This is a genomic window from Nocardiopsis changdeensis (assembly GCF_018316655.1).
Lineage (GTDB): Bacteria > Actinomycetota > Actinomycetes > Streptosporangiales > Streptosporangiaceae > Nocardiopsis > Nocardiopsis changdeensis.
The window spans coordinates 6,548,479-6,571,548 of the sequence record NZ_CP074133.1 but is presented as its reverse complement, the minus strand read 5'-3'; the positions used below and the strand labels follow the sequence as shown (position 1 = coordinate 6,571,548).

Genomic DNA, 23,070 nt, shown 5'->3' with positions numbered 1-23,070 from the left:
GGTGGCGAGCGCGTCGGAGGCGAATACGCCGCCCATGAGCCGGGAGGGCATCGAGCACGCGCTCAACCGGGTGCGCGGGGAGCTGAAGCGGATCACGCTCAACCTGGCCGACCTGGAGGACCACGTCGGCCACCGGATGCTCAAGGGCGCGGACCTGCGCGGCCTCACCCGGGAGCGCTGGGAGCACGCCGAGCGCCACGTCCACCGCCTGTGGACGACCTACGACGCCTTCCGCCGCACGGTGGAGGAGGCCACCGACCACCACGGGCAGGGCGGCGGACACCACTCCGACCAGGTGCGGATGACCTTCCTGCTCACCGGCCCCTGCCTGGAGCTGCCGCTGGAGAAGGCCCCGCTGCACGAGCGCGGGCTGCTGGACACCGACACCGAGCACATCACCCTGGCCGAGGCCGTCGCCCGGATGACCGCCGACTACGAGGAGGTCACCGAGGTCGTCTCGGCCGCCGAGACCGCCTGGAACTCCCTGCACCCCCGCCTGGCCGACCTCGACTCCCTGTGGCGGGAGGTCGGCACCCTGAGCGACATGATCGAGGAGGCCGGCGACGAGAGGGATGACGAGTCCCTGCGCTCGGAGCTGGCCGGGATCGGCGACACCGTCCGCCGCGACCCCCTCTCCCTGCTGGGCGCCGACCGCCGGGTCGACACTTCGGGCATGGAACGCCTGCGCAAGCGCTTGGAGGCGGCGCGCGGCGAGCTGCGCGACGCCCTGCGCATGCGCGACTCCTACCGTGAGAGCACCGCCCGCCTCGTCTCGGCCGTCGACGACCTGGAGGCCGTCCTGGCCGCCCTGCGCGAGCGGCGCGCCCACGTGGTCGGCCGTATCCGCGAACCGCGGGCGATCGACGTCCCCGACCCGGTGCCCGCGCTGCGCGCCCGGATCGCCGAGATGGACGCCCTGCGCTCCCGGGGCCGCTGGCGCGAGCTGGGCGTGCTGCTCGGCGAGACGCAGGCGGCCGTCCACGCCGCCTCCGACGACGCCCGCGAGCGCGGGGAGAACCTGGAGGGCCTGCTGGAGCGGAGGGACGAGCTGCGCGGGCGCCTGGAGTCCTACCGCGCCCGCTCGGTCCGGCTGGGCCTGGCCGAGGAGCCGGAGGTCGCCGGACTCCACGCCCGCGCGCACCGGGAGCTGTGGACGGCGCCCGGAGACCTGCGGGCCGCCACGGTCGCCCTGGCCGCCTATCGCAGGGCGCTGGAGGAGCCCGGGGTGACCGAAACCACCCAGGACAGAACCACGCCGGGTCCAGACGCGTCAGACGGCGAGAGCGATGGTGGTGTGAGCAGATGACGAAGTGCACGAAGCCCGGGTGCGGCGGAGCGATCGAGGAGGGCTTCTGCGTCGTGTGCGGTCTGGAGCCCGCGCCCGGCGCCGTGCCCCCGGCGCCCGGCCCCCGGCAGGACCCCTCCTTCACGGCCCCCGCGCCCCGGGGGACCGGGCCGCAGCCGGGGTACGCGCGGCAGCCGGCCCGGCAGCCCCCGCCGTACCCCCACCCGGCACGGCCCCACCCGTCGGGCCCGCAGGCGTCCTTCGGGGCGCCCCTGTCCGGCGGTCCGCCGCCGCCCACGGGGCCGCAGTACTCCTTCGCCGCGCCGAGCGCCCCGGGGACACCGTCCGGAACCCCGCCGGGCACTCCGTCCGGCACGCCCCCGGGCGCCCCGCCCGGCGCGTCCTCCTCCGGCGGCACCGGCCTCGACCGGTGGCTGGGCTCCTCCGAGGGCGACGACATCGGCGACCCCATCCACTCCCACCCCATCTCCGGCAACATCCGCCTCTCCGGCCGCTCCGGCCCCGGCAGCATCACCGGTTCGGTCGGCGGCGGCACGGGCCCCGGATCCGGGCGCACCCGGCGCTCCTCCCGGGGCATGCTCGGCGCGGGCATGGTCCTCGTCCCCCCGGTGCCCTACCGCGACCCGTCCGAGGCGATCATGGAGAACCCCGTCGTCTCGGAGAAGAACCGGTTCTGCGGCAACTGCGGGGAGAAGGTCGGCCGCACCCGCGGCGACCAGCAGGGGCGCACCGAGGGGTTCTGCCGCAAGTGCGGCACCCAGTACTCCTTCACCCCCAAGCTGGGCCCGGGGGACAAGGTCGGCGGCCAGTACGAGGTGCTGGGCTGCCTCGCCCACGGCGGCCTGGGCTGGATCTACCTGGCCCGCGACCGCAACGTCAACGACCGCTGGGTGGTGCTCAAGGGCCTGCTCAACGCCGGCGACGCCGAGGCGCACAAGGCCGCGGCGGCCGAGCGGGCCTTCCTCTCCGAGGTCGAGCACCCCAACATCGTCAAGATCATCAACTTCTCCCAGCACCCCGACGCGCGCACGGGCATCCCCGCCGGGCACATCGTGATGGAGTACGTCGGCGGCAAGTCGCTGCGCGAACTCCTGATGGAGCGCCGCGAGCAGGACCCCGACGCCGTGCTGCCGGTCGACCAGGTCATCGCCTACGGCCTGGAGGTCCTGCGGGCGCTCGGCTACCTGCACTCCAAGGGCCTGCTGTACTGCGACTTCAAACCCGACAACGTCATCCAGAGCGAGGAGCAGATCAAGCTCATCGACCTGGGCGGCGTGCGCCGCATGGACGACACCGTCAGCCCCGTCTACACCACCCCCGGCTACCGGGTCCCCGAGGACGAGCTGCGCGGCCCCGGCCCGACCGTCAGCGCCGACCTGTACTCGGTGGGACGGGCGCTGGCCGTGCTGAGCTTCCGGTTCAGCTTCATGCGCGAGTTCCCGCACGAGCTGCCGCCGCGCGATTCCGTACCGCTGCTGGAGCGCCACGAGTCCTACGACCGGCTGCTGCGCCGGGCCACCCACCCGGAGATGGAGCGCCGCTTCCACGACGCCTCCGACATGGCCGACCAGCTCACCGGCGTGCTGCGCGAGGTGCTCTCCGACATCGAGGGCGCGCCCCACCCGGCGCCCTCGACCCTGTTCGGCGGCGAGAACTTCACCATCGGCTCCGACGTGGGCCGCGCCGACCGGATGCTCGTCCCGCCCTCGCCCACCGAGGCGGCGACGCTGCTGCCCGCGCCGCTGATCGACCCCACCGACCCGGCCTCCCAGCACCTGCGGGGCTTCCAGGCGCTGCCGCCGGAGGACCTGGTCGCGGCGCTGCGGTCCATGCCCGAGCCCACCCCCGAGACCCTGCTGATGCTGTCACGGACGCTCATCACACTGGGCAGGCACGGGCAGGCCATGGACGTCCTGCACCAGTTCAGCGAGCGCATCCCGGGCGACTGGCGCACCATGTGGTACCTGGCGGTCGCCGAGCTGAGCACCGGCCACTTCCAGGGCGCCCGGGACCACTTCGACGAGCTGTACGGCCACCTGCCCGGGGAGATCGCCCCCAAGCTCGGACTGGCGCTGGCCTGCGAGCGCACCGGGGAGCACGCGATCGCCGCACGCCATTACCAGAACGTGTGGAACACCGACCACTCCTTCGTCAGCGCCGCGTTCGGCCTGGCCCGCATCCGGCTGGCCCAGGGCGACCGGAACGGGGCCATCGCGGTCCTGGACACGGTGCCGGAGCTGTCCAGCCTGTACGTGCACGCCCAGACGGCGCTTATCTCGGTGCTGGCGGCCCGCCACCCCGGCCGGGAGGCGGACGACCTGGTGCGCGCCGGACAGCGCCTGGAGCGGCTGGGGCTGGACGGCGAGTCCACCGACCGGCTGGCCGCGCGGGCCCTGGAGTCCGCGCTGGACTGGTTGGAGGCCGGCGGCCGGGCCGACGGGACGGCGCTGCTGGGCGGCCCGCTCACCGAGGACGGTGTGCGCGCCAACCTGGAACGGCGCTACCGGGACCTGGCGCACCGGTCCACCTCGGTCACGGAACGGTACGAGCTGATCGACAAGGCCAACTCCCTACGACCCGTGACGCTGCTGTGAGGATCGAAGGAACAGCGATGACGAAGGTGCGGACCTGCCCGGGGTGCGCCGACAGGGTGTCCGCCGGCGACGCCTTCTGCGAGCGTTGCGGCCACCCCCTGCCCGAGGACGTGCGGCAGGCCCCGGCGGAGAACCCGGACACGGTACAGACCGGTCCGAACCCGGCCGCGCCCGGGCTGGTCCCGGCGGACGGCGGGCCCACAGCTCCACAGGTGAGCCTGTACGGCGCCGAACGGTACGAGGGCCGGGGGGAGGGGCACTCGGAGCCGACCCCGTCCGGATCGACCCCCTCGGGGGCCACGCCGTCGGGCCGGACCGCCCGCGAGGAGCCCCATCCGCAGGGCGTCTACCGCACCGTCAACCCGGCCGACGTCACGGTCGCGGGGGTCATCCCCTCGGACGCGACGCCCTCCGGGAGCACCCGGCCCGCCGGCGCGGCCCCTGCGGGCCCCACAGCGCCCCAGGGGCCGCGGCCCGCGGGCCCCCGCCCGCGGCCCACGGCGGTCCCCCGCGGGGCCCTCGGGGCCCCCGGTGCCGGGCGCGCCGCCCGCGGAGACGACCCCGCGGGGGCCCGGCCGCTCCCTCACGGACAGCCTCGCCGTGGACGACGACTGGGACGCCATCGACTCGCTGGCCACCCAGCCCGTCCGCCGCGACCCGCGGCCGCCCAGGCCGGCCCCCGAGCCGGTCGTCCCCGACTGGCCCCCGCCCGGCGGCTCCGGGGCCGTCCGGCCCGCGGGCCCCGACCTGTGCGTGTGGTGCTCCGGCCGGGTCGTGGACGGCTACTGCGAACGGTGTGGGTTCCTCCAGCCCACCGGCCGCGACCACGTCGAGGTGCGCGCCCGCGCCGCCGTCGGCGTCAGCGACCGCGGGCTCAGACACCGGCGCAACGAGGACGCCATGGCCATCCGGGTCGTCCCCGACGACTCCCCGCACGCCGCCGGCGTGGTGTGCGCGGTGGTCTGCGACGGCGTCTCCAGCTCGCCCCGCTCCGACGAGGCCTCCAGGATCACCGCCGAGACCGGCGCGACCGTCCTGGCCGAGCAGGTGCGGCGCGGCGTCGACGCCCGCGAGGCCACCGGCGTGGCCATGACCAGGGCGGCCGAGGCCGTCGCCGCCATCGCCGACTCCCCGAGTTCGGCGCCGGCCTGCACCTTCGTCTCCGCCGTGGTGGACCCCGCCGCGGGCACCGTCACCATCGGCTGGGTCGGCGACAGCCGCGCCTACTGGCTCTCCGGCGGCCCCTCCTCCAGCGGTTCGGCCCTGCTGACCCGGGACGACTCCTGGAGCGAGGCGATGGTGCAGATGGGCGCGCTGTCCCGGGAGGAGGCGATGCGCTCGGCCAACGCGCACGCCCTCATCGCGTGGATGGGCGCCGACTCCGGCGAGATCGACGCGCACATCTCCACCGTCACCCCCACCGGCCCCGGGACCGTCCTGCTGTGCAGCGACGGCCTGTGGAACTACTACCCCGAGGCGCAGGCCCTGACCGAAGCGGTGCCCGGGGCGGGGACCCGTCCTCTGGACGCGGCCCGCACCTACGTCCGGCTCGCCCTCGAAGGGGGCGGCAAGGACAACATCACCGTCGTCGTCATTCCCGTACCCACAGGGGGCTCCCGTGCCGAACAGGGCTGAACCCACCGCCGAGCCGGAGTTCCGGGTCGAGGTCGACCAGAACCGGTTCCTGCCCCTGGGCGGGCGGGAGGTGCACGCGGTCGTCGGCATCACCTCCACCGGGCCGGTGCTCGTCGGAGCGGACGTCCGGGCGACGGAGCTGATCATCGTCGACACCTCCGGCTCCATGTACGGGGAGAAGATCAACGCCGCCAAGCAGGCCGCCCGCGCCGCCGTCGAGACGCTCCGCGACGGGGTGCGCTTCGCGGTGATCGCCGGGCACCGGCAGGCCGAGATGATCTACCCCGCCGGGAACACCCTGGCCACCGTCGACCCCTCCACCCGGGCCGAGGCGCTGGAGGCCGTCGGCCGCCTGCGCGCCGACGGGGGCACCCGGATGGGCGCCTGGCTCACCCGGGCGGCCGAGCTGTTCGCCACCGTCGACGGCGGGGTCAAGCACGCCATCCTGCTCACCGACGGCCAGAACAACGAGGTCTCGCAGGACTTCGAGCGGACCCTGAGCCGGATCGCGGGGAGCTTCGTCTGCGACTGCCGCGGCGTGGGCACCGACTGGAAGGTCGAGGAGCTCCGCAGGATCGACGCCGCCCTGCTCGGCGGCGGCCCCGGGATCATCGCCGACCCCGCCGACATGGCCGCCGACTTCCGGGCGATGGCGCGGGCCTCCATGGGCAAGGCCGTCGCCGACGTGGCGCTGCGCCTGTGGACGCCCCGGCACGCCGTGGTGCGCTACGTCAAACAGGTCGCCCCCACCGTCCAGGACCTCAGCGACCGCGGCGTGGAGCGGGCGGCACAGGCCAAGGACTACCCCACCGGTTCCTGGGGTACGGAGAACCGCGACTACCACATCTGCGTGGAGGTCCCCCCGGGCGATCCCGGGCGCCAGTTGCGCGCCGGGTGGGTGCGCGTGGTCCTCCCCGGTCTCGACGGCGCCCAGGACAGGGTCCTGGCCTCGGGGAACATCCTCGCGGAGTGGACGACGGACGAGGACAGGGCCACCGAGATCAACCCCCGGGTGGCCCACTACACGGGCCAGGTGGAGCTGGCCCAGGCCATTCAGGACGGGCTGGAGGCCCGGCGATCAGGGGACGAGGACACCGCGACGACGCGGCTGGGCCGAGCCGTCGCGCTCGCGAACGAGACGGGCGACGAGGAGACCGCCAGACTCCTCGGAAAGGTGGTCGACGTCCTGGACCCGGTCACCGGAACCGTTCGGCTCCGCCCCACCGTCGAGAAGATCGACGAGATGACACTGGACACCAACTCGACCCGGACCGTTCGGACCCGGCCCCGCCCCCGGGGCCGGACGACGGTGCCCCCGGACCCGGGTAGGAGGGACCCATGCCGAGTTGCCCATCCGGGCACCACTCCACGGCGACCGACTTCTGCGACATCTGCGGGCTGCGCCTCCAGGCGTACGAGCCCGCACCGCCCGCTTGGTCGCAGGGCCCGTCGGCGCACACGCCGCCGACGGCCCACGTGCCCCGGCCGAACCGGCCGCCGCAGGCCCCGCCGCCGCGGCGGTCCTCCGGCGCGCCCCGGGGCGGGCCCTGCCCGGAGTGCTCGACCCCCAGGACCGGGAGGTTCTGCGAGGAGTGCGGATACGACTTCGCCTCCCACCAGCGCCGGGACCCCGGCGGGGGGACGCCGGGGATGCGGGTGGGCTGGCGGGCCACCGTCACGGCCGACCCCGCCTACTACCAGTACATGGTGAACCAGGGCATGCTCGACCCCGCCCGCATCGCCTTCCCGGCCGCCGTCCAGCCGCGCAGGGTGGACCTGACCGGGGAGCGGGTGCACATCGGGCGGGCCAGCGCCACCCGCGGCTTCACCCCGGAGATCGACCTGGGCGGCCCCGGCGGGGACCCCGCGATCTCCCACATCCACGCGATCCTGATCGCCCGCCCCGGCGGCACCTGGGCCCTGGTCGACCCGGGTTCCACCAACGGGACCACGATCAATGGGACCGACAACCCCGTCGCCCCCAACGTGGAGGTCCCCCTGAACGACAACGACCGGATCTATGTCGGCGCATGGACCGTCATCATCCTCCAGAAGGGGTGAGCCCCCGTTGATTCCCTCCCCCACCGCCCCGTCGGAGCCGACCCGCTCCGGCGGCCCCCCGGAACCCGGACCCCCAGCGGGCGGGACCGCCCGCACCAGGGCCGCCCGCACCGGGACCTACGCCCGTGACGGGTGGTCCCGCTTCCGGCGGTGGCTGGCCACCACCCCCGCCCGGGTGTGGCTGCTGACCCTGGTGAGCGCCGCCGCGATCATCGGCCTGTTCGCGTCCGCCTCCCACACGCTCGGCCAGGCCCGCGCCGGCCTGGACGTGCTCGGCCGCGGCGCCGGACCGCAGGCCATGGCCACCACCGACCTGTACCTGTCGCTGGCCGACATGGACGCCCGTATCGCCGACGTGCTGCTCATGGGCACCGACCACGGCCTCGGCTCCGGGCGCGAGGACGCCCTCGAACAGTACGAGGCCGGCCGGGAGCAGGCCAACAAGTCGCTGCTCGAGGCCGCGTCGCTCACCGAGGGCGACACCGTGGAGGAGCGCAACGTCCAGGAGGTCCTGGACGGCCTGGGCGCCTACGAACGGCTCGTCACCCAGGCCCTGCTGCGCAACGACGAGGCCGGGGCCGCCCCCGGCGAGGTGAACGCCGAGGCGCTGGAGTCGTACCGGGCGGCCACCCGGCTGATGCACACCGAGCTGCTGCCCAAGGCGTTCAACCTCGGGCTGGACTCCTCGGCGATCGTGCGCGCCAACCACGAGGACGGGCAGGCCGCGGTCACCCTGGGCCTGCTGTGGGTCGGCGGCGTCGGCGTGGCGGTGCTGCTGTCCCTGCTCGGCCTCCAGGTGTACCTGCGGCTGAAGTTCCGCCGCCGGTTCAACCTGCCGCTGATCGCCGCCTCCGTGCTCACCGTGGTCCTCACCGCGGGGGTGATCCAGGCCCTGGTCGGCAGCGGCGGGCACCAGAGGGACGCCAAGGAGGAGGGCCTGGACGCGGCGATGTCGCTGGCCCGGGGCGGGGCGATCGCCACGGACATGCAGGCCGACCAGAGCCGCTACCTGCTGGACCCGGAGCAGGCCGACAACTACCAGCAGGTGTACCTGGAGCGGTCCCAGCAGGTGCTGTCCCGGCCGGTGGACAACCTGGCCGACTACTACACGGCCGTCGACGAGGTGGCCGCCTCCTACCCCGAACTGCCCGGCTCGGACGGCTCCGATCCCGACGACCCCGGCACCCTGGGATACCTGGGCCAACGGGCGCACGACGCCCTGCTGCCCGGCCAGCAGGACCGGCTGGCCGACGTGCTGGGCGCCTACAACGAGATCCAGACACAGGACCGGCTCATGCGGGAGGCGGTCCGCAACGACGACCTCGGGGAGGCCATCGGCATCCGGATGGGCGTCGCGGACTCGGAGAACGGCACCTTCGCGGCCTACGAGGAGGCGCTGGACGGCCTCACCGAGGCGCACCGGGAGGAGTTCGCCCGGGGCATCCGGCAGGGCGACGCGGCGCTGGCCCCCTGGGCGTGGCTGCTGCCGGCCGGAGCCCTGGTGCTGCTCCTGCTCGTCGCCCTGGGCGTGCGCCCCCGGCTGGCCGAGTACCGCTGACCCCCCGAGAGACAAGGACAAGGCCGATGAGGTTTCGACACCGCCGCGTCGCCGCCGCGGCCGCACTGGCCGCCACGGCGGTGCTCGGGCTGCCCGCCTGCTCCGCGGTGCTGGGCGGGGAGGAGTCGCTGGTCGACGCGGACTCGCTGGTGGTGGGCGTCAAGTACGACCAGCCCGGGCTGGGCCTGGAGACCGAGGAGGGCAGCGGCGAGTACGAGGGCTTCGACGTCGACGTGGCCCTGTACATCGCCGGCCAGCTCGGGATCCCCCGGGAGAACGTCGAGTTCGTGGGGCTCAACTCCGCCGAGCGCGAGGAGAAGCTGGACAGCGGCGAGGTGGACATGGTCGTGGCGACCTACTCCATCACCCCGGCGCGCAGGAACGAGGTGACCTTCGGCGGCCCCTACTACGTGGCCAAGCAGGACGTGCTGGTGAGAGCCGACGCCACCGGCATCGAGGGGGTGCGCGACCTGGAGGACATGACCGTCTGCCAGAGCGAGGGCTCCAACTCGGTGGACCGCATCACCGAGGGCCTGGGCGTGTCGGTGGAGAGGAGGGAGGAGGACACCTACAGCGACTGCATCGAGGAGCTGAGGGCGGGGGACGTGGACGCGGTCTCCACCGACAACCTGATCCTGGCCGGGTTCTTCGCCCAGACCCCCGACGCCTTCCGGTTCGTCAACAACCCGTTCACCGACGAGAAGTACGGTGTGGGGCTGCCGTACGGCGACATCGAGGCCTGCGAGGCCGTGAACAAGGCGATCAGCCGGATGTACCAGGAGGGCGACGCCGCCGAGATGCTGGACCGCTGGTTCGGGGAGACCGACCTGGAGATGGTGTACAGCGTTCCCCAGTTCGAGGGCTGCGACTGATCCGCGGGACTCCGGCGGGAGCGGCGGCGCCGCTCCCGCGGGTGTGCCGGGGCACGCCGCGGGCGGTCCGCCGGTGGTGGCCCACTCGGGGGTTATGGCAGATACTGACCCTTATGTAAGGCATTGGGGGCTCAGGATAGGAGTTGTCCGTTGACCATCGTCGAGTTCCTCAACGCGCGTTTGGACGAGGACGAGCGCGCGTCGAAGGCCGTACCCGTGGGAGCACGCGGCCGGGACCGGGCGTTGGCCGAAGTCGCCGCCAAGCGCAAGATCGTGCAGGGGTACACGCGCGCGCACCACGCCAGCATGCGCAGCCTCCAGCCGACCATGGCCGGGGCGCCCCCCGTCCCCGCACGGCAGGGCGAGGACCCCTGGTCCGAGCTGCTGGCCTGGCGGCTGGCCGTGAAGTACCTGGCCGCCGTCTACCGGGGGCACCCGCAGTACGACGCCTCCTGGGAGGACTGACCGGGGACCCGGGAGGAGCGGCGGACGGAACGGGGGACGCTCACGGCGCGGCCAGGCCCGGCAGCGCCTCCACCGTCTCCACCAGGTCGGCGCCCGTCGCGTCCGGAGCGCCGAAGACCGCGGGGAACCGCCTTTCCAGGTGCGCCGACCAGCCCGTGACCAGCCCCGCGCGGGCCGCCCCCGCCACGTCCCAGCCGTGCGCCGTCACCAGCGCCAGCCGCCCCGGCACCACGCCCAGGGAGCGCGCCGCCGCCCGGTAGGCCTCCGGAGAGGGCTTCCAGGCCCGGCCCGGGCCGCCGCCCATGACCCCCTCCACCAGCCCCTCCAGGCCGGCCCGCTCCACCAGCTCCAGGGCCGTGGCCGGACCCGTGTTGCCGAAGACCACCGCCCGCAGGCCCGCGTCGCGCACCGCGGCCAGGGCGGCGGCCGCCTCCCGGCGCGGCTCCAGCTCCGACAGCCCGTCCACGATCGCGTCCTCCGCGGCAGGGGCGATCTGGTGGCCCGTGACGTCGCGCAGCGCGGTGCGCACCACGTCCTCGAAGGACCGCCCGCCGCCCACCAGCGCCAGCGCGAACACGTCCCGCGCCAGGTGGTCGGACCAGCGGGCCATCAGGACCCGGGGGATGCCCGCCTCGCGGAACCGCCACTCCAGCGGGGCCAGCGGGAACAGGGTGTCGAGGACGTCGAAGGCGACCACGGCCGGGCGCGCGGCCCGGCCCGGGGGGACAGGGGACATCGGTGCGGCTCCAGGGGGGAGGAGGGACGTGCCGACCGGAGTCCTACCCCGATCCGGAGCCCCGCCGCGCCGCCCGGCCGGGAGCGGCCGCCGCCCGCGTCGGCGGCGGCAGCGCAGGAGGCGGGCGGCGCGGCGGGCGGAGCCGGACGGAGCCCGGGGTCAGAGGCGGTCCAGGAGGGGGATCTGCTCCACCGCCCACGGGCTGAGCAGCCACGGGGTGCGTTCGGCCACCGTCACCAGGTCCTCCCAGCGCGCCCAGGAGAACTCGGCCACCTCGGCCGGGTCCGGGGACGGGGCGTCGTCGGTCAGCGCCCAGAACACCGGGCAGAACTCGTTCTCGACGATCCCCTCCGCCGACACCGCCCGGTAGCGGAAGTCCGGCAGCGCGGGGCGCACCTCGGTCAGGGACAGCCCCAATTCCTGGCCCACCCGGCGGCGCACCGCGGCCTCCAGGTCCTCGCCCGGCGCCGGGTGGCCGCAGCAGCTGTTCGTCCACACCCCCGGCCAGGTGGTCTTGCCCAGGGCGCGGCGGGTCAGCAGGACCCGGCCCGAACCGTCCCTGACATAGCAGGAGAACGCCAGGTGCAGCGGGGTGTCGGCGGTGTGCACCGCGGCCTTGTCCGCCGTCCCCACCGGTTCGAGGCCCTCGTCGAGCAGCACGACGAGCTCGCGCTCGCCGGTCGTCGGTCTGGTCACTGGTCTCTCCCAACCCGCGGGGCACCCGCGTCGTCTCGTCCTTCCATGGTCGCCCGTCCCGGACACCGTTTCGTGCGCATAAGGTTCCTCTGGGCGAAGAGTCGCGCCCGGCAGGACGTCCATGTGGAGTGAGCGGATGACGGAGACGAACACGGTGGCCGCCGAGGGGACCGGGAGCATCGACCCCGAGCGGATGCGGGTGTGCCTGGACGTGATCGCCCGGGTCGGAGAGCTGCCCAGCGACCACCCCGACTCCCTCGCCCTCCAGAGGGCCAGCGCCAAGCTGTTCAAGACGGTGAAGGAGACCCGCCGCAGGGAGCGACGCGAGGCCCGCAGGGCCCACGACGACGCCGTGCTGGCCGCCACCGCCACCGCCGCCCCCGACCGCATCGACGACGAGACCAACGGGCGGGCCCTCAGCAGCGGCGCCGCCGGCGAGCTCGCCGGGGTGCTGCGCAAGGCGCGCGGGTGCTACATCTGCAAGGAGAAGTACCGCGAGGTCGACGCCTTCTACCACCAGCTGTGCCCGGCCTGCGCCGCCTTCAACAGGGAGCGCCGCCACGCCCGCACCGACCTGACCGGGCGGCGGGCCCTGCTCACCGGCGGCCGCGCCAAGATCGGCATGTACATCGCGCTGCGGCTGCTGCGCGACGGGGCGCACACCACCGTCACCACCCGGTTCCCCAACGACGCCGTCCGCCGGTTCGCCGCGATGCCCGACAGCGACCGGTGGCTGCACCGGCTGGACGTCGTCGGCATCGACCTGCGCGACCCGGCCCAGGTGCTGCGCCTGGCCGACGAGGTGGCCGCCCGGGGGCCGCTCGACATCCTCATCAACAACGCCGCCCAGACGGTGCGCCGCTCCCCGGCGTCCTACGGGCCGCTCATCGAGGCCGAGTCCCACCCCCTGACCGGCGACCACCTGCCGCGCCCGCTCGTGCTGGGCGGTGTGGGACGGCAGGCCCTGGAGTCCTCCGACGCCCTCGACGGCAACGCGCTCACCCCCGAGATGCTCACCTCGCTGGCGCTCACCACCGGGTCGGCGTCGCTGGAGCGGGTCCGCGCGGGCACCGCCGTCGACGCCGGGGGCCTGCTGCCCGACCTGGCCGCCGACAACAGCTGGACCGACCGGATCGGCGACATCGAGCCCGTCGAGATGCTCGAGGTCCAGCTGTGCAACGTGACCGCGCCGTTCCTGCTGGTGGACCGGCTGCGCCCGGCGCTGGCCGCCTCGACCGCGCGGCGCACCTACATCGTCAACGTGTCCGCCATGGAGGGGGTGTTCGGCCGCGGCTACAAGGGCCCCGGCCACCCGCACACCAACATGGCCAAGGCCGCGCTCAACATGCTCACCCGCACCAGCGCCCAGGAGATGCTGGAGACCGACGGCATCCTGATGACCAGCGTCGACACCGGGTGGATCACCGACGAGCGGCCCCACCCCGACAAGGAGCGGATGGCCGAGGCCGGGTTCCACGCCCCCCTGGACCTGGAGGACGGGGCCGCGCGCGTGTACGACCCCATCGTCCGGGGCGAGCGCGGCGAGGACGTGCACGGCTGCTTCCTCAAGGACTACGCCCCCGCCGCCTGGTGACCGCGTCCGTGCCGCCGGGACCCGGGGCGGACCAGGGGCGGACCGGGGCGCGGCGCGCCCCGGGGCCGGGTGGGCCCTGGCCGGGCGGCCCGGGCGCAGCGGACGACCCGAGGGTAGAGCCGGGTCCGCCCGGACCGAGCCCGGCCGGATGAGGTCGGTTCGTTTGGGGCGTCCCGGCCGGGTCCGGCCGGGACGACGGGGTCTGCATGGAGTCGAGGGCCGACCGACCGGACCGGGGGCCGGTCCGGCCGGTGGTCACGGCTGTAGCACGAGGCGGACCGGCGAGCCGACCCGCTTCTCCAGCTGCTCCACCGCCGCCGGGGCCTCCTCCAGGGGGAAGGTGCCGCTGATCGACGTGGAGAAGTCCAGGCGGCCCGCCCGGACCAGCTGGACGAGCTGGATCACGTGCTCGGGCTCCGAGCCGTAGTGGCCCAGGATCTGCTGCTTGAGATAGCTGAACCGGGTGCCGTCCTTGACCTCCAGGGGTTTGTCGGTGAGCCCCACCAGGACCAGGCGGCCGTGCTCGCCCAGCACCTGGAGCGCCTGCTCGCGCACCACCGGGACCCCGGCGAAGTCGAACGCCACCGCCAGCCCGTGGCCGTCGGTGAGCTCGCCGATCCTGGTCAGGAAGTCCGGGGCGGTGGAGTCCAGGGCCGCGTCGGCGCCGAAGTCCAGGGCCCGCTGCCGGGCCTGGGGGTCCGGGTCGGCGGCGATGATCGGCGCCGCGCCCACCAGGCGCAGCAGCTTCACCGCGTGGGCGCCCAGACCGCCCACACCCCACACGGCGACCGCCTCGGCCGGGCCGACGTCACCGGTGGTGGTGACCGCGGCCCAGGGGGTGGACACCGCGTCCGGGATGATCGCCGCCTGCTCGAAGGGCAGGTCGTCCGGGAGGGGGACGAGGGTCTCCTCGTCGGCGAGGGCGTACTCCGCCCAGCCGCCGTCGTAGTCCACGCCCCGGGTGAGCACCCGGCCGTGGTGGTCGATCTGGCCCGCCTGGAGCGCCACCCGCTCGCCCACCTCGGTGTCGGCCACCTCCGGGCCGAGCTCCTCGACCACCCCCGCCACCTCGTGGCCCAGGGTGACCTCGTCGCCCTCCAGGTACAGCGGTCTGAGGGTGCCGTCGATGAGGTGCACGTCGGACAGGCACACCCCGGCGGCCTTCACCCGCACCAGGACCTGTCCGCGCCCGGGCACCGGCCGGGGGACCTCCTTGACCTCCAGGGTGTTGGTCCGAACGTTGAGCCGGGCAGCGCGCATCGTCGCCATGCAGAGCCTCGCAGAGGTAGTGGTCGTCGGTCTCCCCGGTTCCTTTACCCCGAGCCGGGGGCGTGCCACCACGATCCTGCGCGACGGGTCGAGCCGGATCCAGGGGTGGCCGTGTGGCGGGTCAGGGTTTCGTCAAAGGCCGGGCCCCGCCCGCGTCCGGGCCCGCGCTCACCGCGCGTGCCCGTTGCGGAAGGCCCAGGCGACCAGCTCGGTCCGGTTGCGGGTGCCCAGCTTGGCCTGGATGCTCGCCAGGTGGGTCTTGACGGTGCTCACCGTGACGTGCAGCAGCGCGGCGATCTCGGTGTTGGTCCGGCCCAGCGCCACCGTCCGGGCGATCTCCAGCTCGCGCGGGGTGAGCCCGCCGTCGTCGCGGGCCCGCACCGGGCGGCCCCCGGTGGCGAAGTGCCGGATCAGCCGGACGGTGATCTCCGGCGAGATCAGCGCGTCGCCCCGCACCGCGGCGCGCACCGCCTCCACCAGCAGCCCGGCGCCGGCGTCCTTGAGCAGGAAGCCGACGGCGCCCGAGGAGAGCGCCTCGTTGACGTACTCGTCCAGGTCGAACGTGGTCACCACGACCACCTTGACCGGGTCGGCCGCCAGCCGCCGGGTGGCCTCCAGGCCGTCGATCCCCGGCATGCGGATGTCCATGAGGACCACGTCGGGAAGCCTCTCCCGGGCGAGCCGGACCGCCTCCAGGCCATCCCCGGTCTCGCCGACCACCTCGATGTCGCCCTCGGCCTCCAACATGTAGCGGAACCCCGTCCGCACCATCTGCTGGTCGTCGGCCAGCAGGACCCTGATCGCCATCCGGCACCCCCGTTCCACCTTCACTGTGCCCGGTCCGGGGCCGCCCCGGAGGTTATCCACAGGGCTTCTCGGGGAGGCGGACGTGCACCTCCCAGCCGTCGGCGCCGGGGCCCGCGGTCAGCTCGCCGCCCAGCAGCCGTGCCCGCTCCGCCATGCCGACCAGCCCGAACCCGCCCGCACCGCCCGAGCCGCGGCCGTCGTCGCGCACCGCCATGCGCACGCCGTCGCCGGCCTCCACCTCGACGGACACCCGGGAGGCGCCGCGCGCGTGGCGCCGGGCGTTGGTGACCGCCTCCTGGGCGATCCGCACCAGCGCGGTGCCCACCTCGGGCGCCAGCCCGGCCAGGGAGCCCTCCACGCGCACCGCCACCTCCAGGCCGCCCGCGCCGCCGGCGAGGCGGTTCAGGCCCTCCCACGCGTCCGGCACCGGTGGCGCCTCGTCGGGCTCGCGCAGCCGTGACACCAGGGAGCGCATCGCCTCCAGGGCGCGCGCCCCGGCCGCCTCGATCTCCGGCAGCGCCCGCACCGCGGCCTCGGGCCTGGTGTCGGCGATCCGGCGCAGCGCCTGCGCCTGGACGACGATCCCGGTGACCTCGTGGGCCACCACGTCGTGCAGGTCGCGGGCGACCGCCAGCCGCTCCTGGGCCCGCGCCCGCTCCACGTGGTACTCCCGCTGGTACCGGCGCCACCGCAGGTACAGCCCCGGCGCCAGGCCCACCGCGACCAGCAGCAGGGCCGGGGTGAGGAAGTCGCCCGCCCCCTCCCGGAGCCGGTCGGAGGCGGCGGCAAGGAAGGCGGCGGCCGACACCGCCGCGATCCACCGCGCGTCGCAGCGCAGCGCCGTGACGGCCAGGGCCAGCAGGAGGGCGCACGCCTCGGAGATCGCGACGGGGTAGCCGAACATCCCCTTGGGCAGCGGCCACAGCGCCAGCGAGGAGGCCGCCACCACCAGGGGCGCGGCCAGCGCCGCCGCCCCGGTGGCGGCCGCTCCGGCCCGCGGCCGCAGGGCGAGCAGCACCAGCCCGCCGGCGGCCGCGCCCGAGGCCGCGGGCAGCCAGTCCCACGGCCCGTGCGGCGGCCCCGGCCACGGGACCGCGGCCAGCCCGCTGCGCACGGTCAGCAGGTCCGCGACGACGGCCAGCGCGAGCACGGCGCCCGCGCCGCCCCAGAGGATCCTCTCCCCCAGGGGTCCGCCGAGCACCTCGACGATCCTGTTCAGCCCCATGTCCCTCAGCCTAGGCCGCGGCCCCTTCCCGGCCCTCGGCCGAAAGGACGAGGCGGGGGACCGCTCTTTCAGCCGATGTGGCCGACCTGCCCCGCCCGCCACCCTTGGAAAGGTCGGCGCACCCCGCGCCGACGAACACCACCGACACCGTGCGGTCACCGCACCGCACAGCCCCGCAAGGGGCCGTTCGCGCGGCACGGACACCCGTACCGCGCAGCCCCCGCACGGCATGGGCGCCTGTGCGCCCGGGCGTCCGCACCTCGCGGGCGCCTGTTCACGGCAGGCGCTCCCGCGTGTGGCGGCTGACAGCGGCCGCCCGTGTGGCGGGGCCGTTCGTGCGGAGTGGGCGCCTGTGCGCTCGGCTCGCGGAACGGCCGTGTGTGGTGGGACGGCCGTGCCCCGTGGGTGCCCGTACGTGCGGGTGCCCGCGGCGTCACGGCGGTTCGCCCAGTACGGGTGCGGATGTCCGCGTGCGCGGCCTGTAGAGGCCGCTCGTGCGGCGGGACGTCCGTGCCCCGTGGGGGCGGGTGCCCGCGGCCTTACGGAACGGCTGGCGGGGGTGTGGTGGGCCGGGGAGACGACGAAGGGGAGCCCGATGGCGGGAGAGCGGATGACGGAGACGGTGGGCACCGGGGAGGTGCGGCCGCCCGCGGAGGCGGGGCGGCCCGCGGCGGGGGGACCGCCCGCCGCGGCGCGGCGGGTCGAGTTCCTCGACGTCGCGCGGGCGCTGGCGATGATCGGCGTGGTCCTGATGAACGTGACCGTCGTCGTCTTCTCCGCCGAGAGGGCGGGCGAACGGGCACCGGACACCCTCGCCTCGGCCGTGGACACGGCGCTGACCCTGCTCATGTCGGGCAAGGCCCGGTCCATGCTCATGGTGCTGCTCGGCGTCGGCGCGGTGCTCGCCTGGAAGGCGGCGGACGGGCGGGGGGAGCGGCCGTTCGCGCTGATGCTGCGCCGCTACGTCTCGCTGGGCCTGCTGTTCGGCCTGCCGCACCTGCTGGTGTTCTCCGGCGACATCCTCACCCACTACTCCGTCACCGCCCTGGTGCTGGCGCCGCTGATGCCGGTGCTGCTGGCCGGCGGGCGGAGCCGGCCGCTGGTCGCCGCGGCGGTCGCCTTTGCGGTCGCGCCGTTCGTCGAGAACCTCGTACCGCTATCGGGCGAATGGGCGCTGCTGCTGCTCCTGGTCCCGCAGACCCTCGGCTTCTTCTGCGTCGGGATCTGGCTGGCCCGGCGGCCCGAGCTGGACCCCGAGCACTCGGGGGAGCCCTCCCGGCTGCCCGCGGCCATGGTGTGGACCGGCCTGGCCGGACAGGTCCTGGGCATGGCCCTGATGTTCGGCTCCGACCTGCTGTTCCCCATGGAGTTCGGCGCCGACGGGGTGCCGGTGCTCGGACCGGACGGGATGCCGCTGGTGCACCCGGCCTCGCACCTGTTCACCTCGGCCGCCGGCACCCTGATGGGCCTGGGCGGCGCCCTCTTCTACCTGGGGCTGGTGTGGTGGCTGATGCGCAGGCGGCGCGGTGCGGCGCGCGCCCTGGGCGCGCTGGCCCCGCTGGGGCGCATGACGCTCACCGTCTACCTGGGCAGTACGGCGGTCTTCCTGCTCGCGATGGGACCCTGGGAGACGCAGATCCCCATGCTCGCCCAGTACGTGCTGGCCGCCGGGTACTTCGCGGCCATGCTGGTGTTCGCCCGCCTGTGGTCGGCCCGGTTCCGCTACGGGCCGCTGGAGTGGGTGTGGCGCATGATCACCCACCTGCGCGTCCTGCCGCTGCGCCGCCGACCACGTCCGCGGCCCGTGCAGGCCGGGTAGCGCCCCGGGGCGGCGCCCGGCGGCGGGCCCGGCCGGTGTGCAACGCGTCGCTCCGGCCTCCGGGCGGCACCGCCCCGCCAGGCCGGCGGGTCGGCCGGGAGGGGCCGACCCGCCGCCGGGGCGGGGTCAGCCGCCGGCGACCGAGGGGAGGATGCGGACGTCGGTGCCCTCGGGCACCGGGGTGTCCAGGCCGTCGAGGGCCCGGCACTCCTCGGCGTCCACGAACACGTTGACGTACCGGCGCAGGCGTCCCTGCTCGTCGCGGATGCGCCGGTCCAGGCCGGGGTGCTCCGACACCAGCCGGTCCAGCACGTCGCGCAGCACCGCCGACGGGCCGACGTCCACGGGCAGGTGGGCGGCGCCCCCGGCGTCCGCCCGCAGCAGACCGGGAAGGTGGACCGTCACGCTCATCTCACACCTCCGTCGCCCGCACGCACAGGACGTCGGGCAGGTGCGCGGCCACCCGGTGCCAGGGGCCGCCGTCGTCGGCCGCGTACACGTCCCCGCCCCGGGTGCCGAAGTAGAAGCCCGGGGAGTCGGCCCCGTCGGTGCAGGCGGCGTCGCGCAGCACGATGCCGAAGTACGGCTCCTCCGGGAGCCCCTCGGTGGCCGGGACCCACCGCCCGCCGCCGTCGTCGGTCCGGTACACGCCCAGCCGGTTCTCCGGAGGGAGGTGCACCTCCTGGCTGACCACCGGGAAGTTCAGCGCCGTCCCGGGCAGGTGGGGGTGCGCCACCACCGCGAACCCGAAGTCCGTGGGCAGCCCCTCCTCCACCGGGCGCCAGCCCTCCCGGGCGGGGTGCTCGGACCGGTAGACCCCGTGGTGGTTCTGGGCGTACATCGAACCGTCGGGGGCCAGCGCCACCTTGTGCACGCACTGCCCGTACTCGGGTTCGTCCTCGGGCAGGAAGACCGCGGAGATGCCCCGGTTGGCGGGCGCCCAGCTCGCCCCGCCGTCCCCGGTCTGGTAGACGCCGCCGGTGGACATGGCCACGGTCATCGCCTCGGGAGAGCGGTCGCCCCGGCCCAGTACGCCGGGCAGGATCGTGTGCACCGCGCCGCCGCCCGCGCCGGGGAACCAGTCGGCCCGGTGCGGGTGGTCCCACAGGGCGCGGACCAGCTCGAAGCTCTCCCCGCCGTCGGCGGACCGGAACAGGGCGTGCGGCTCCACCCCGGCGTGGACGACACCGGGAGTCTCCCCGAACGCGAACTGCCAGACCCGGGTGAGCGAGGCGTCGGTGTCCTCGGGAAAGACCAGCGGAGCCGTCTCGGGCTCCCGCCAGTGCTCCCCGGCGTCGTCGCTGTACCAGACGCTCGGGCCGAAGTGGGAGCTCTCCGCGCCGGCCAGGATGCGCCCACTGTGCGGGTCGATCCCGACCGCGTACACGGCGCTCATACTCGCGTAGTCGGCGCTGTCGAGCCGGTGCGGGCCGCGCACCTCCCAGGTGCGCCGATCCTCGCCCGTGGCGGTGAAGAGACCTTTGCGCGTGCCGATGACCAGCAAGTACGTCATGTTCGGCTCCGTATCGTGAAGCAGGTCACAACACTCTCGCACGTCCTCACGACAAACGGGGGCACCACCGGTAGCGGGTCGGGTTCCGGTCTTCTATGAGCCTTCAATAGTTAGGAACCCGAACGATTTCCTGTGGGTGCAGAATTGGTGCCGCCGGGAAATGCGGACCCTGGGAGGCCATAACCTCCACCCGGCCGGAAACCATATGGGCGAGGGGATTCGCCAATCAGAGGTACTGCGGTTGTCAGACCAGGGGCGCTCTGCAATAAAATTCCGCCCCAACCGGCGTCACCGTACGGGACGGGGCCTGAGCCCGTGCGGATGCGTTCCAAAACCCCCATCAGGTCCAGACGACTTCCCGCTCTCCCGGCCCTCAAGGGGCGTTTCGGGACTACCGTCCCAATGGTCCCACGCCCCAGGTAGAACCGGGTCCACTCGATAGGGTCCGCCTCATGCACCACCCCCCCGACACACTTCACGCCCGCAAACGCCGCAAGGCCAGAGCCATGATCGTGTCCGCCGCCTTCCAGCTCTTCGCCGAGCACGGTTTCGACAACGTCACGGTCGCCGCCATCGCCGAGCGCGCGGAGGTGGGCCGTACGACCTTCTTCCGCTACTTCGGCGACAAGCAGCAGGTGCTGTTCGCCGACGAGGGAGCCGAGGTCGAGCGCCTGTGCGCCTACGTGCGCGACAAGGCCCCCAGACCCCTGGGCGCCGATCTGGGCGCCGCCGTGGAGCTGCTGAGGGAGGCCGGTGTCGCGGCCCGTCCGCACGCCGCGCTCTCCCCGGCGCACTCGGTCGTCCTGGTGCGGCTGCTCCGGGAGAGCACCGACCTGCGGTCCCGCTACCTGCTCACCCGCCAGCAGCGGGCGATCCGGCTCGCCGGGGCACTGGTGGAGGTCGGTGCCCCGGAGAACGTCGCCGTCCTGGCCTCGCACATCTCGATGGCCTGCGAACTGACGGCCATGCGCCTGGCCCCGGGTCCGGATGTTTTCCCGGACCGCATGGACGAGGCCTACACACTGCTGGGGTCGCTGAGCGGCAGAGCCGACTGAGGCGGAGGGGACTCAGACGTCGTATTCGCGCACCAGGCGTGCGAGCCTGCGGCCGAAGAACACCGCGACGGCCAGTCCGACCGCACCGATGAGGGCATAGGGGGCGCGCAGGGCGCCCTCGTGCCCCGTCAGCGGGGTGAGGGCGGAGACCATCACCCCGCCCGCCGCCATGCCCAGGGCGCTGACACCCCAGCTCACCGTGCGCATGGCGGCGTTGACCCTGCCCAACAGCCGGTCGGGTGTGATGCGCTGGCGGATGGAGGTCATCGCCACCGCGTAGCCGAGCACGAGCCCGCCGGCCAGCAGGTACCCGACGGCGACCACGGGGAGGACCGGCAGCGCCGCGATCACGCAGTAGACGATGCCCGTGGCGGCCAGGCAGGCGACCGGCAGCGTGCCGTGCGGGAGCGCCGCCCGCAGCCGGGCCACCGACTGGCCGCCGACGACCCCGCCGACCGCGGCGAACGCCATGAGCAGGCCGAACCCGACCGGCCCCAGGCCGAGCACGTCCCGCACGAACAGCACCTGGGTGGACAGGGCGGTGGCGTAACACCCGTTGACGAACAGGGCGATCCCCGCGACCAGCCGCAGCAGCGGCTGTTCCCGGATCGCCCGCACCCCCTCGGCCAGGTCCGCGCCGACACCCCGCAGCCCGCGCCGCTCCGGGGCGGGCCCGGCCGTACCGGCGTGGCCGGCGGCGGTCGCGTCGCCGAGCCCGGCCGTACCGGCGTGTCCGCCCGTGTCCACACCGCGCACCCGGAGCAGGGCCAGCACCGACACCACCAGCGCGGCGGCGTTGAGCACGAACGGCGCGAACAGCCCGAGGGAGATGAGCAGGCCGCCGACGGGCCGCCCGCCGAACTCCTGGACGACCAGGGCCCCGGTGCGCAGGTGCCCGTTGGCGCGCTCCAGCCGGTCCCGGGGGACCACCGAGGCGACGACCGTCTCCGCCGCGGTGTCGTAGCAGACCTCCAGCGCCCCGAAACAGAACGCGAACACCACCAGCAGCGGCACCGACGCCGCCCCGGAGAACACCACGGCGGCCAGCGCCGCCCACAGGGCCAGCCGGACGGTCCCGGCCCCGGCCATCACGGGGATGCGGGGCAGCCGGTCGATGAGCACCCCGGCGGGCAGCGCCAGCAGCAGCCAGGGCAGCCGCCCGGCGGTGGCCACGGCGGCGACCAGCACGGGGTCGGAGGTGAGGGAGGAGGCCAGCCACGGCATCGCGATCATGGCGACGCCGTCGCTCAGGTTCGCGGCCAGCGCGGCCGACCAGAACGCCCAGAAGCGCCCGCCGAGCGAGCGATCGGCGGGCTTCGGTCGCGGAGCGGGGGAGTGGTCGTCGGGCACGGGAGGATCACCGGACCTTTCCGGCCCGGCTGCGGCGGGGGTTCCGCGGGGGTGCGGGCCGGGCCTCGCGGCCACTCTAAGTCCCCGTCCCGGACACCCCGTGACCGGTACCGGTCTGCCAGGCGGCGGACAGCGCGGCCTCTACGCCCTCGTCGAAGCGCAGAACCCGGGACACCCGCCCGTCGCGGACCTCGAAGAGGGTGGCGGTGGCGGCCGGGGCGGTCCCCGGCACATGGTCGGAACGGCCGGGCCAGGTGGCGTTCTGGGCGACCACCGTGCGCCGCCCGTCCACGGGGAACACCGCGGTCGGCTCCAGCCGGATGCCGGAGGAGCGCACCCAGTCCAGGAGGGCGGCGATGCCCCGGGCCGTGCCCCGGGGGCCGCCGACCTCCACGTCCTCGGAGGTGACGGCGCGGACCGCGTCGGGGTCGCGGGCGTCGACCGCCCGGTGCCGGCCGTCGAGCGCGACCACCGCCGGCGGGGCACGGCCCGACCGTGACGGCCCGCCCGGCGCC

General features: G+C 74.7%; 19 protein-coding genes and 1 pseudogene. 11 read left to right on the top strand and 9 right to left on the bottom strand.

What is annotated here, in order from left to right; all coding sequences use genetic code 11:
• Window positions 1-34 precede the first annotated feature (34 nt).
• From KGD84_RS29460 to KGD84_RS29425, 8 genes and pseudogenes are all read left to right on the top strand, one after another.
• Window positions 35-1,306: a hypothetical protein gene (locus KGD84_RS29460; RefSeq protein WP_220563583.1), complete on the top strand. Its 1,272-nt coding sequence runs from the start codon at window positions 35-37 to the stop codon at window positions 1,304-1,306.
• A complete protein-coding gene (locus KGD84_RS29455; RefSeq protein WP_255646865.1) occupies window positions 1,303-3,900 on the top strand; it encodes a serine/threonine-protein kinase in 2,598 nt (865 codons plus the stop codon). The genes KGD84_RS29460 and KGD84_RS29455 overlap by 4 nt, the downstream gene beginning before the upstream one ends.
• Before the next feature lie 600 nt (window positions 3,901-4,500).
• The gene (locus KGD84_RS29450) at window positions 4,501-5,535 is read left to right on the top strand and encodes a PP2C family protein-serine/threonine phosphatase (protein WP_260697168.1); all 1,035 of its coding nucleotides are present in this window, start codon (window positions 4,501-4,503) and stop codon (window positions 5,533-5,535) included.
• Window positions 5,519-6,864 (top strand): annotated as a pseudogene (locus KGD84_RS29445) (vWA domain-containing protein). The gene KGD84_RS29450 and the pseudogene KGD84_RS29445 overlap by 17 nt, the downstream one beginning before the upstream one ends.
• Window positions 6,865-7,185: 321 nt before the next feature.
• Window positions 7,186-7,596, top strand: a complete 411-nt coding sequence (locus KGD84_RS33740) for an FHA domain-containing protein (protein WP_338151195.1) — start codon at window positions 7,186-7,188, stop codon at window positions 7,594-7,596.
• Complete coding sequence (locus KGD84_RS29435) at window positions 7,556-9,154, top strand: hypothetical protein (protein WP_370634604.1); 1,599 nt, start codon at window positions 7,556-7,558, stop codon at window positions 9,152-9,154. Before KGD84_RS33740 ends, KGD84_RS29435 begins: the two co-directional genes overlap by 41 nt.
• 26 nt (window positions 9,155-9,180) lie before the next feature.
• Window positions 9,181-10,026, top strand: coding sequence for a glutamate ABC transporter substrate-binding protein (locus KGD84_RS29430; protein WP_220563580.1), 846 nt, complete (start codon window positions 9,181-9,183; stop codon window positions 10,024-10,026).
• Window positions 10,027-10,176: 150 nt separating this feature from the next.
• Window positions 10,177-10,491, top strand: a complete 315-nt coding sequence (locus tag KGD84_RS29425; RefSeq protein ID WP_220563579.1) for a DUF6221 family protein — start codon at window positions 10,177-10,179, stop codon at window positions 10,489-10,491.
• A gap of 40 nt (window positions 10,492-10,531) precedes the next feature.
• Here KGD84_RS29425 and KGD84_RS29420 read toward each other — a convergent pair whose 3' ends face one another.
• Window positions 10,532-11,227, bottom strand: a complete 696-nt coding sequence (locus tag KGD84_RS29420; protein ID WP_220563578.1) for an HAD family hydrolase — start codon at window positions 11,225-11,227, stop codon at window positions 10,532-10,534.
• A gap of 159 nt (window positions 11,228-11,386) precedes the next feature.
• On the bottom strand, window positions 11,387-11,923 hold the full coding sequence (gene idi / locus KGD84_RS29415) for an isopentenyl-diphosphate Delta-isomerase (protein ID WP_255646863.1): 537 nt from the start codon (window positions 11,921-11,923) through the stop codon (window positions 11,387-11,389).
• Between the two features lie 136 nt (window positions 11,924-12,059).
• Here idi and KGD84_RS29410 point away from each other — a divergent pair, with 136 nt between their 5' ends.
• Complete coding sequence (locus KGD84_RS29410; RefSeq protein ID WP_220563576.1) at window positions 12,060-13,517, top strand: SDR family oxidoreductase; 1,458 nt, start codon at window positions 12,060-12,062, stop codon at window positions 13,515-13,517.
• A gap of 255 nt (window positions 13,518-13,772) precedes the next feature.
• Here KGD84_RS29410 and KGD84_RS29405 read toward each other — a convergent pair whose 3' ends face one another.
• The 3 genes from KGD84_RS29405 to KGD84_RS29395 all read right to left on the bottom strand — a co-directional run bounded on the left by KGD84_RS29405 (window position 13,773) and on the right by KGD84_RS29395 (window position 16,818).
• Window positions 13,773-14,786 carry a zinc-binding dehydrogenase gene (locus tag KGD84_RS29405; protein WP_220563575.1) on the bottom strand — a complete coding sequence of 338 codons (1,014 nt, stop codon included), beginning with the start codon at window positions 14,784-14,786 and terminating at the stop codon, window positions 13,773-13,775.
• 168 nt (window positions 14,787-14,954) lie between these two features.
• Window positions 14,955-15,593, bottom strand: a complete 639-nt coding sequence (locus KGD84_RS29400; RefSeq protein WP_220563574.1) for a response regulator transcription factor — start codon at window positions 15,591-15,593, stop codon at window positions 14,955-14,957.
• A gap of 52 nt (window positions 15,594-15,645) precedes the next feature.
• Window positions 15,646-16,818, bottom strand: a complete 1,173-nt coding sequence (locus KGD84_RS29395; RefSeq protein WP_220563573.1) for a sensor histidine kinase — start codon at window positions 16,816-16,818, stop codon at window positions 15,646-15,648.
• A 610-nt stretch (window positions 16,819-17,428) separates the two neighbouring features.
• Here KGD84_RS29395 and KGD84_RS29390 point away from each other — a divergent pair.
• On the top strand, window positions 17,429-18,637 hold the full coding sequence (locus KGD84_RS29390) for a DUF418 domain-containing protein (RefSeq protein WP_220563572.1): 1,209 nt from the start codon (window positions 17,429-17,431) through the stop codon (window positions 18,635-18,637).
• A gap of 126 nt (window positions 18,638-18,763) precedes the next feature.
• Here the strand turns inward: KGD84_RS29390 and KGD84_RS29385 are convergent, their stop codons facing one another.
• Together KGD84_RS29385 and KGD84_RS29380 are read right to left on the bottom strand one after the other, a co-directional pair.
• Window positions 18,764-19,048 (bottom strand): ubiquitin-like small modifier protein 1, encoded by a 285-nt coding sequence (locus tag KGD84_RS29385; RefSeq protein ID WP_220563571.1) that lies wholly within the window; start codon window positions 19,046-19,048, stop codon window positions 18,764-18,766.
• Window position 19,049: 1 nt separating this feature from the next.
• Window positions 19,050-20,150 carry a WD40/YVTN/BNR-like repeat-containing protein gene (locus tag KGD84_RS29380; RefSeq protein ID WP_220563570.1) on the bottom strand — a complete coding sequence of 367 codons (1,101 nt, stop codon included), beginning with the start codon at window positions 20,148-20,150 and terminating at the stop codon, window positions 19,050-19,052.
• Between the two features lie 452 nt (window positions 20,151-20,602).
• Here KGD84_RS29380 and KGD84_RS29375 point away from each other — a divergent pair, with 452 nt between their 5' ends.
• Complete coding sequence (locus KGD84_RS29375) at window positions 20,603-21,205, top strand: TetR/AcrR family transcriptional regulator (protein WP_220563569.1); 603 nt, start codon at window positions 20,603-20,605, stop codon at window positions 21,203-21,205.
• A 12-nt stretch (window positions 21,206-21,217) separates the two neighbouring features.
• Here KGD84_RS29375 and KGD84_RS29370 read toward each other — a convergent pair whose 3' ends face one another.
• Entirely contained in the window at window positions 21,218-22,555 is a 1,338-nt protein-coding gene (locus KGD84_RS29370) for an MFS transporter (RefSeq protein ID WP_220563568.1), read from the bottom strand.
• Between the two features lie 76 nt (window positions 22,556-22,631).
• On the bottom strand, window positions 22,632-23,027 hold the full coding sequence (locus tag KGD84_RS29365) for a nuclear transport factor 2 family protein (RefSeq protein WP_220563567.1): 396 nt from the start codon (window positions 23,025-23,027) through the stop codon (window positions 22,632-22,634).
• Between the last annotated feature and the right edge of the window lie 43 nt (window positions 23,028-23,070).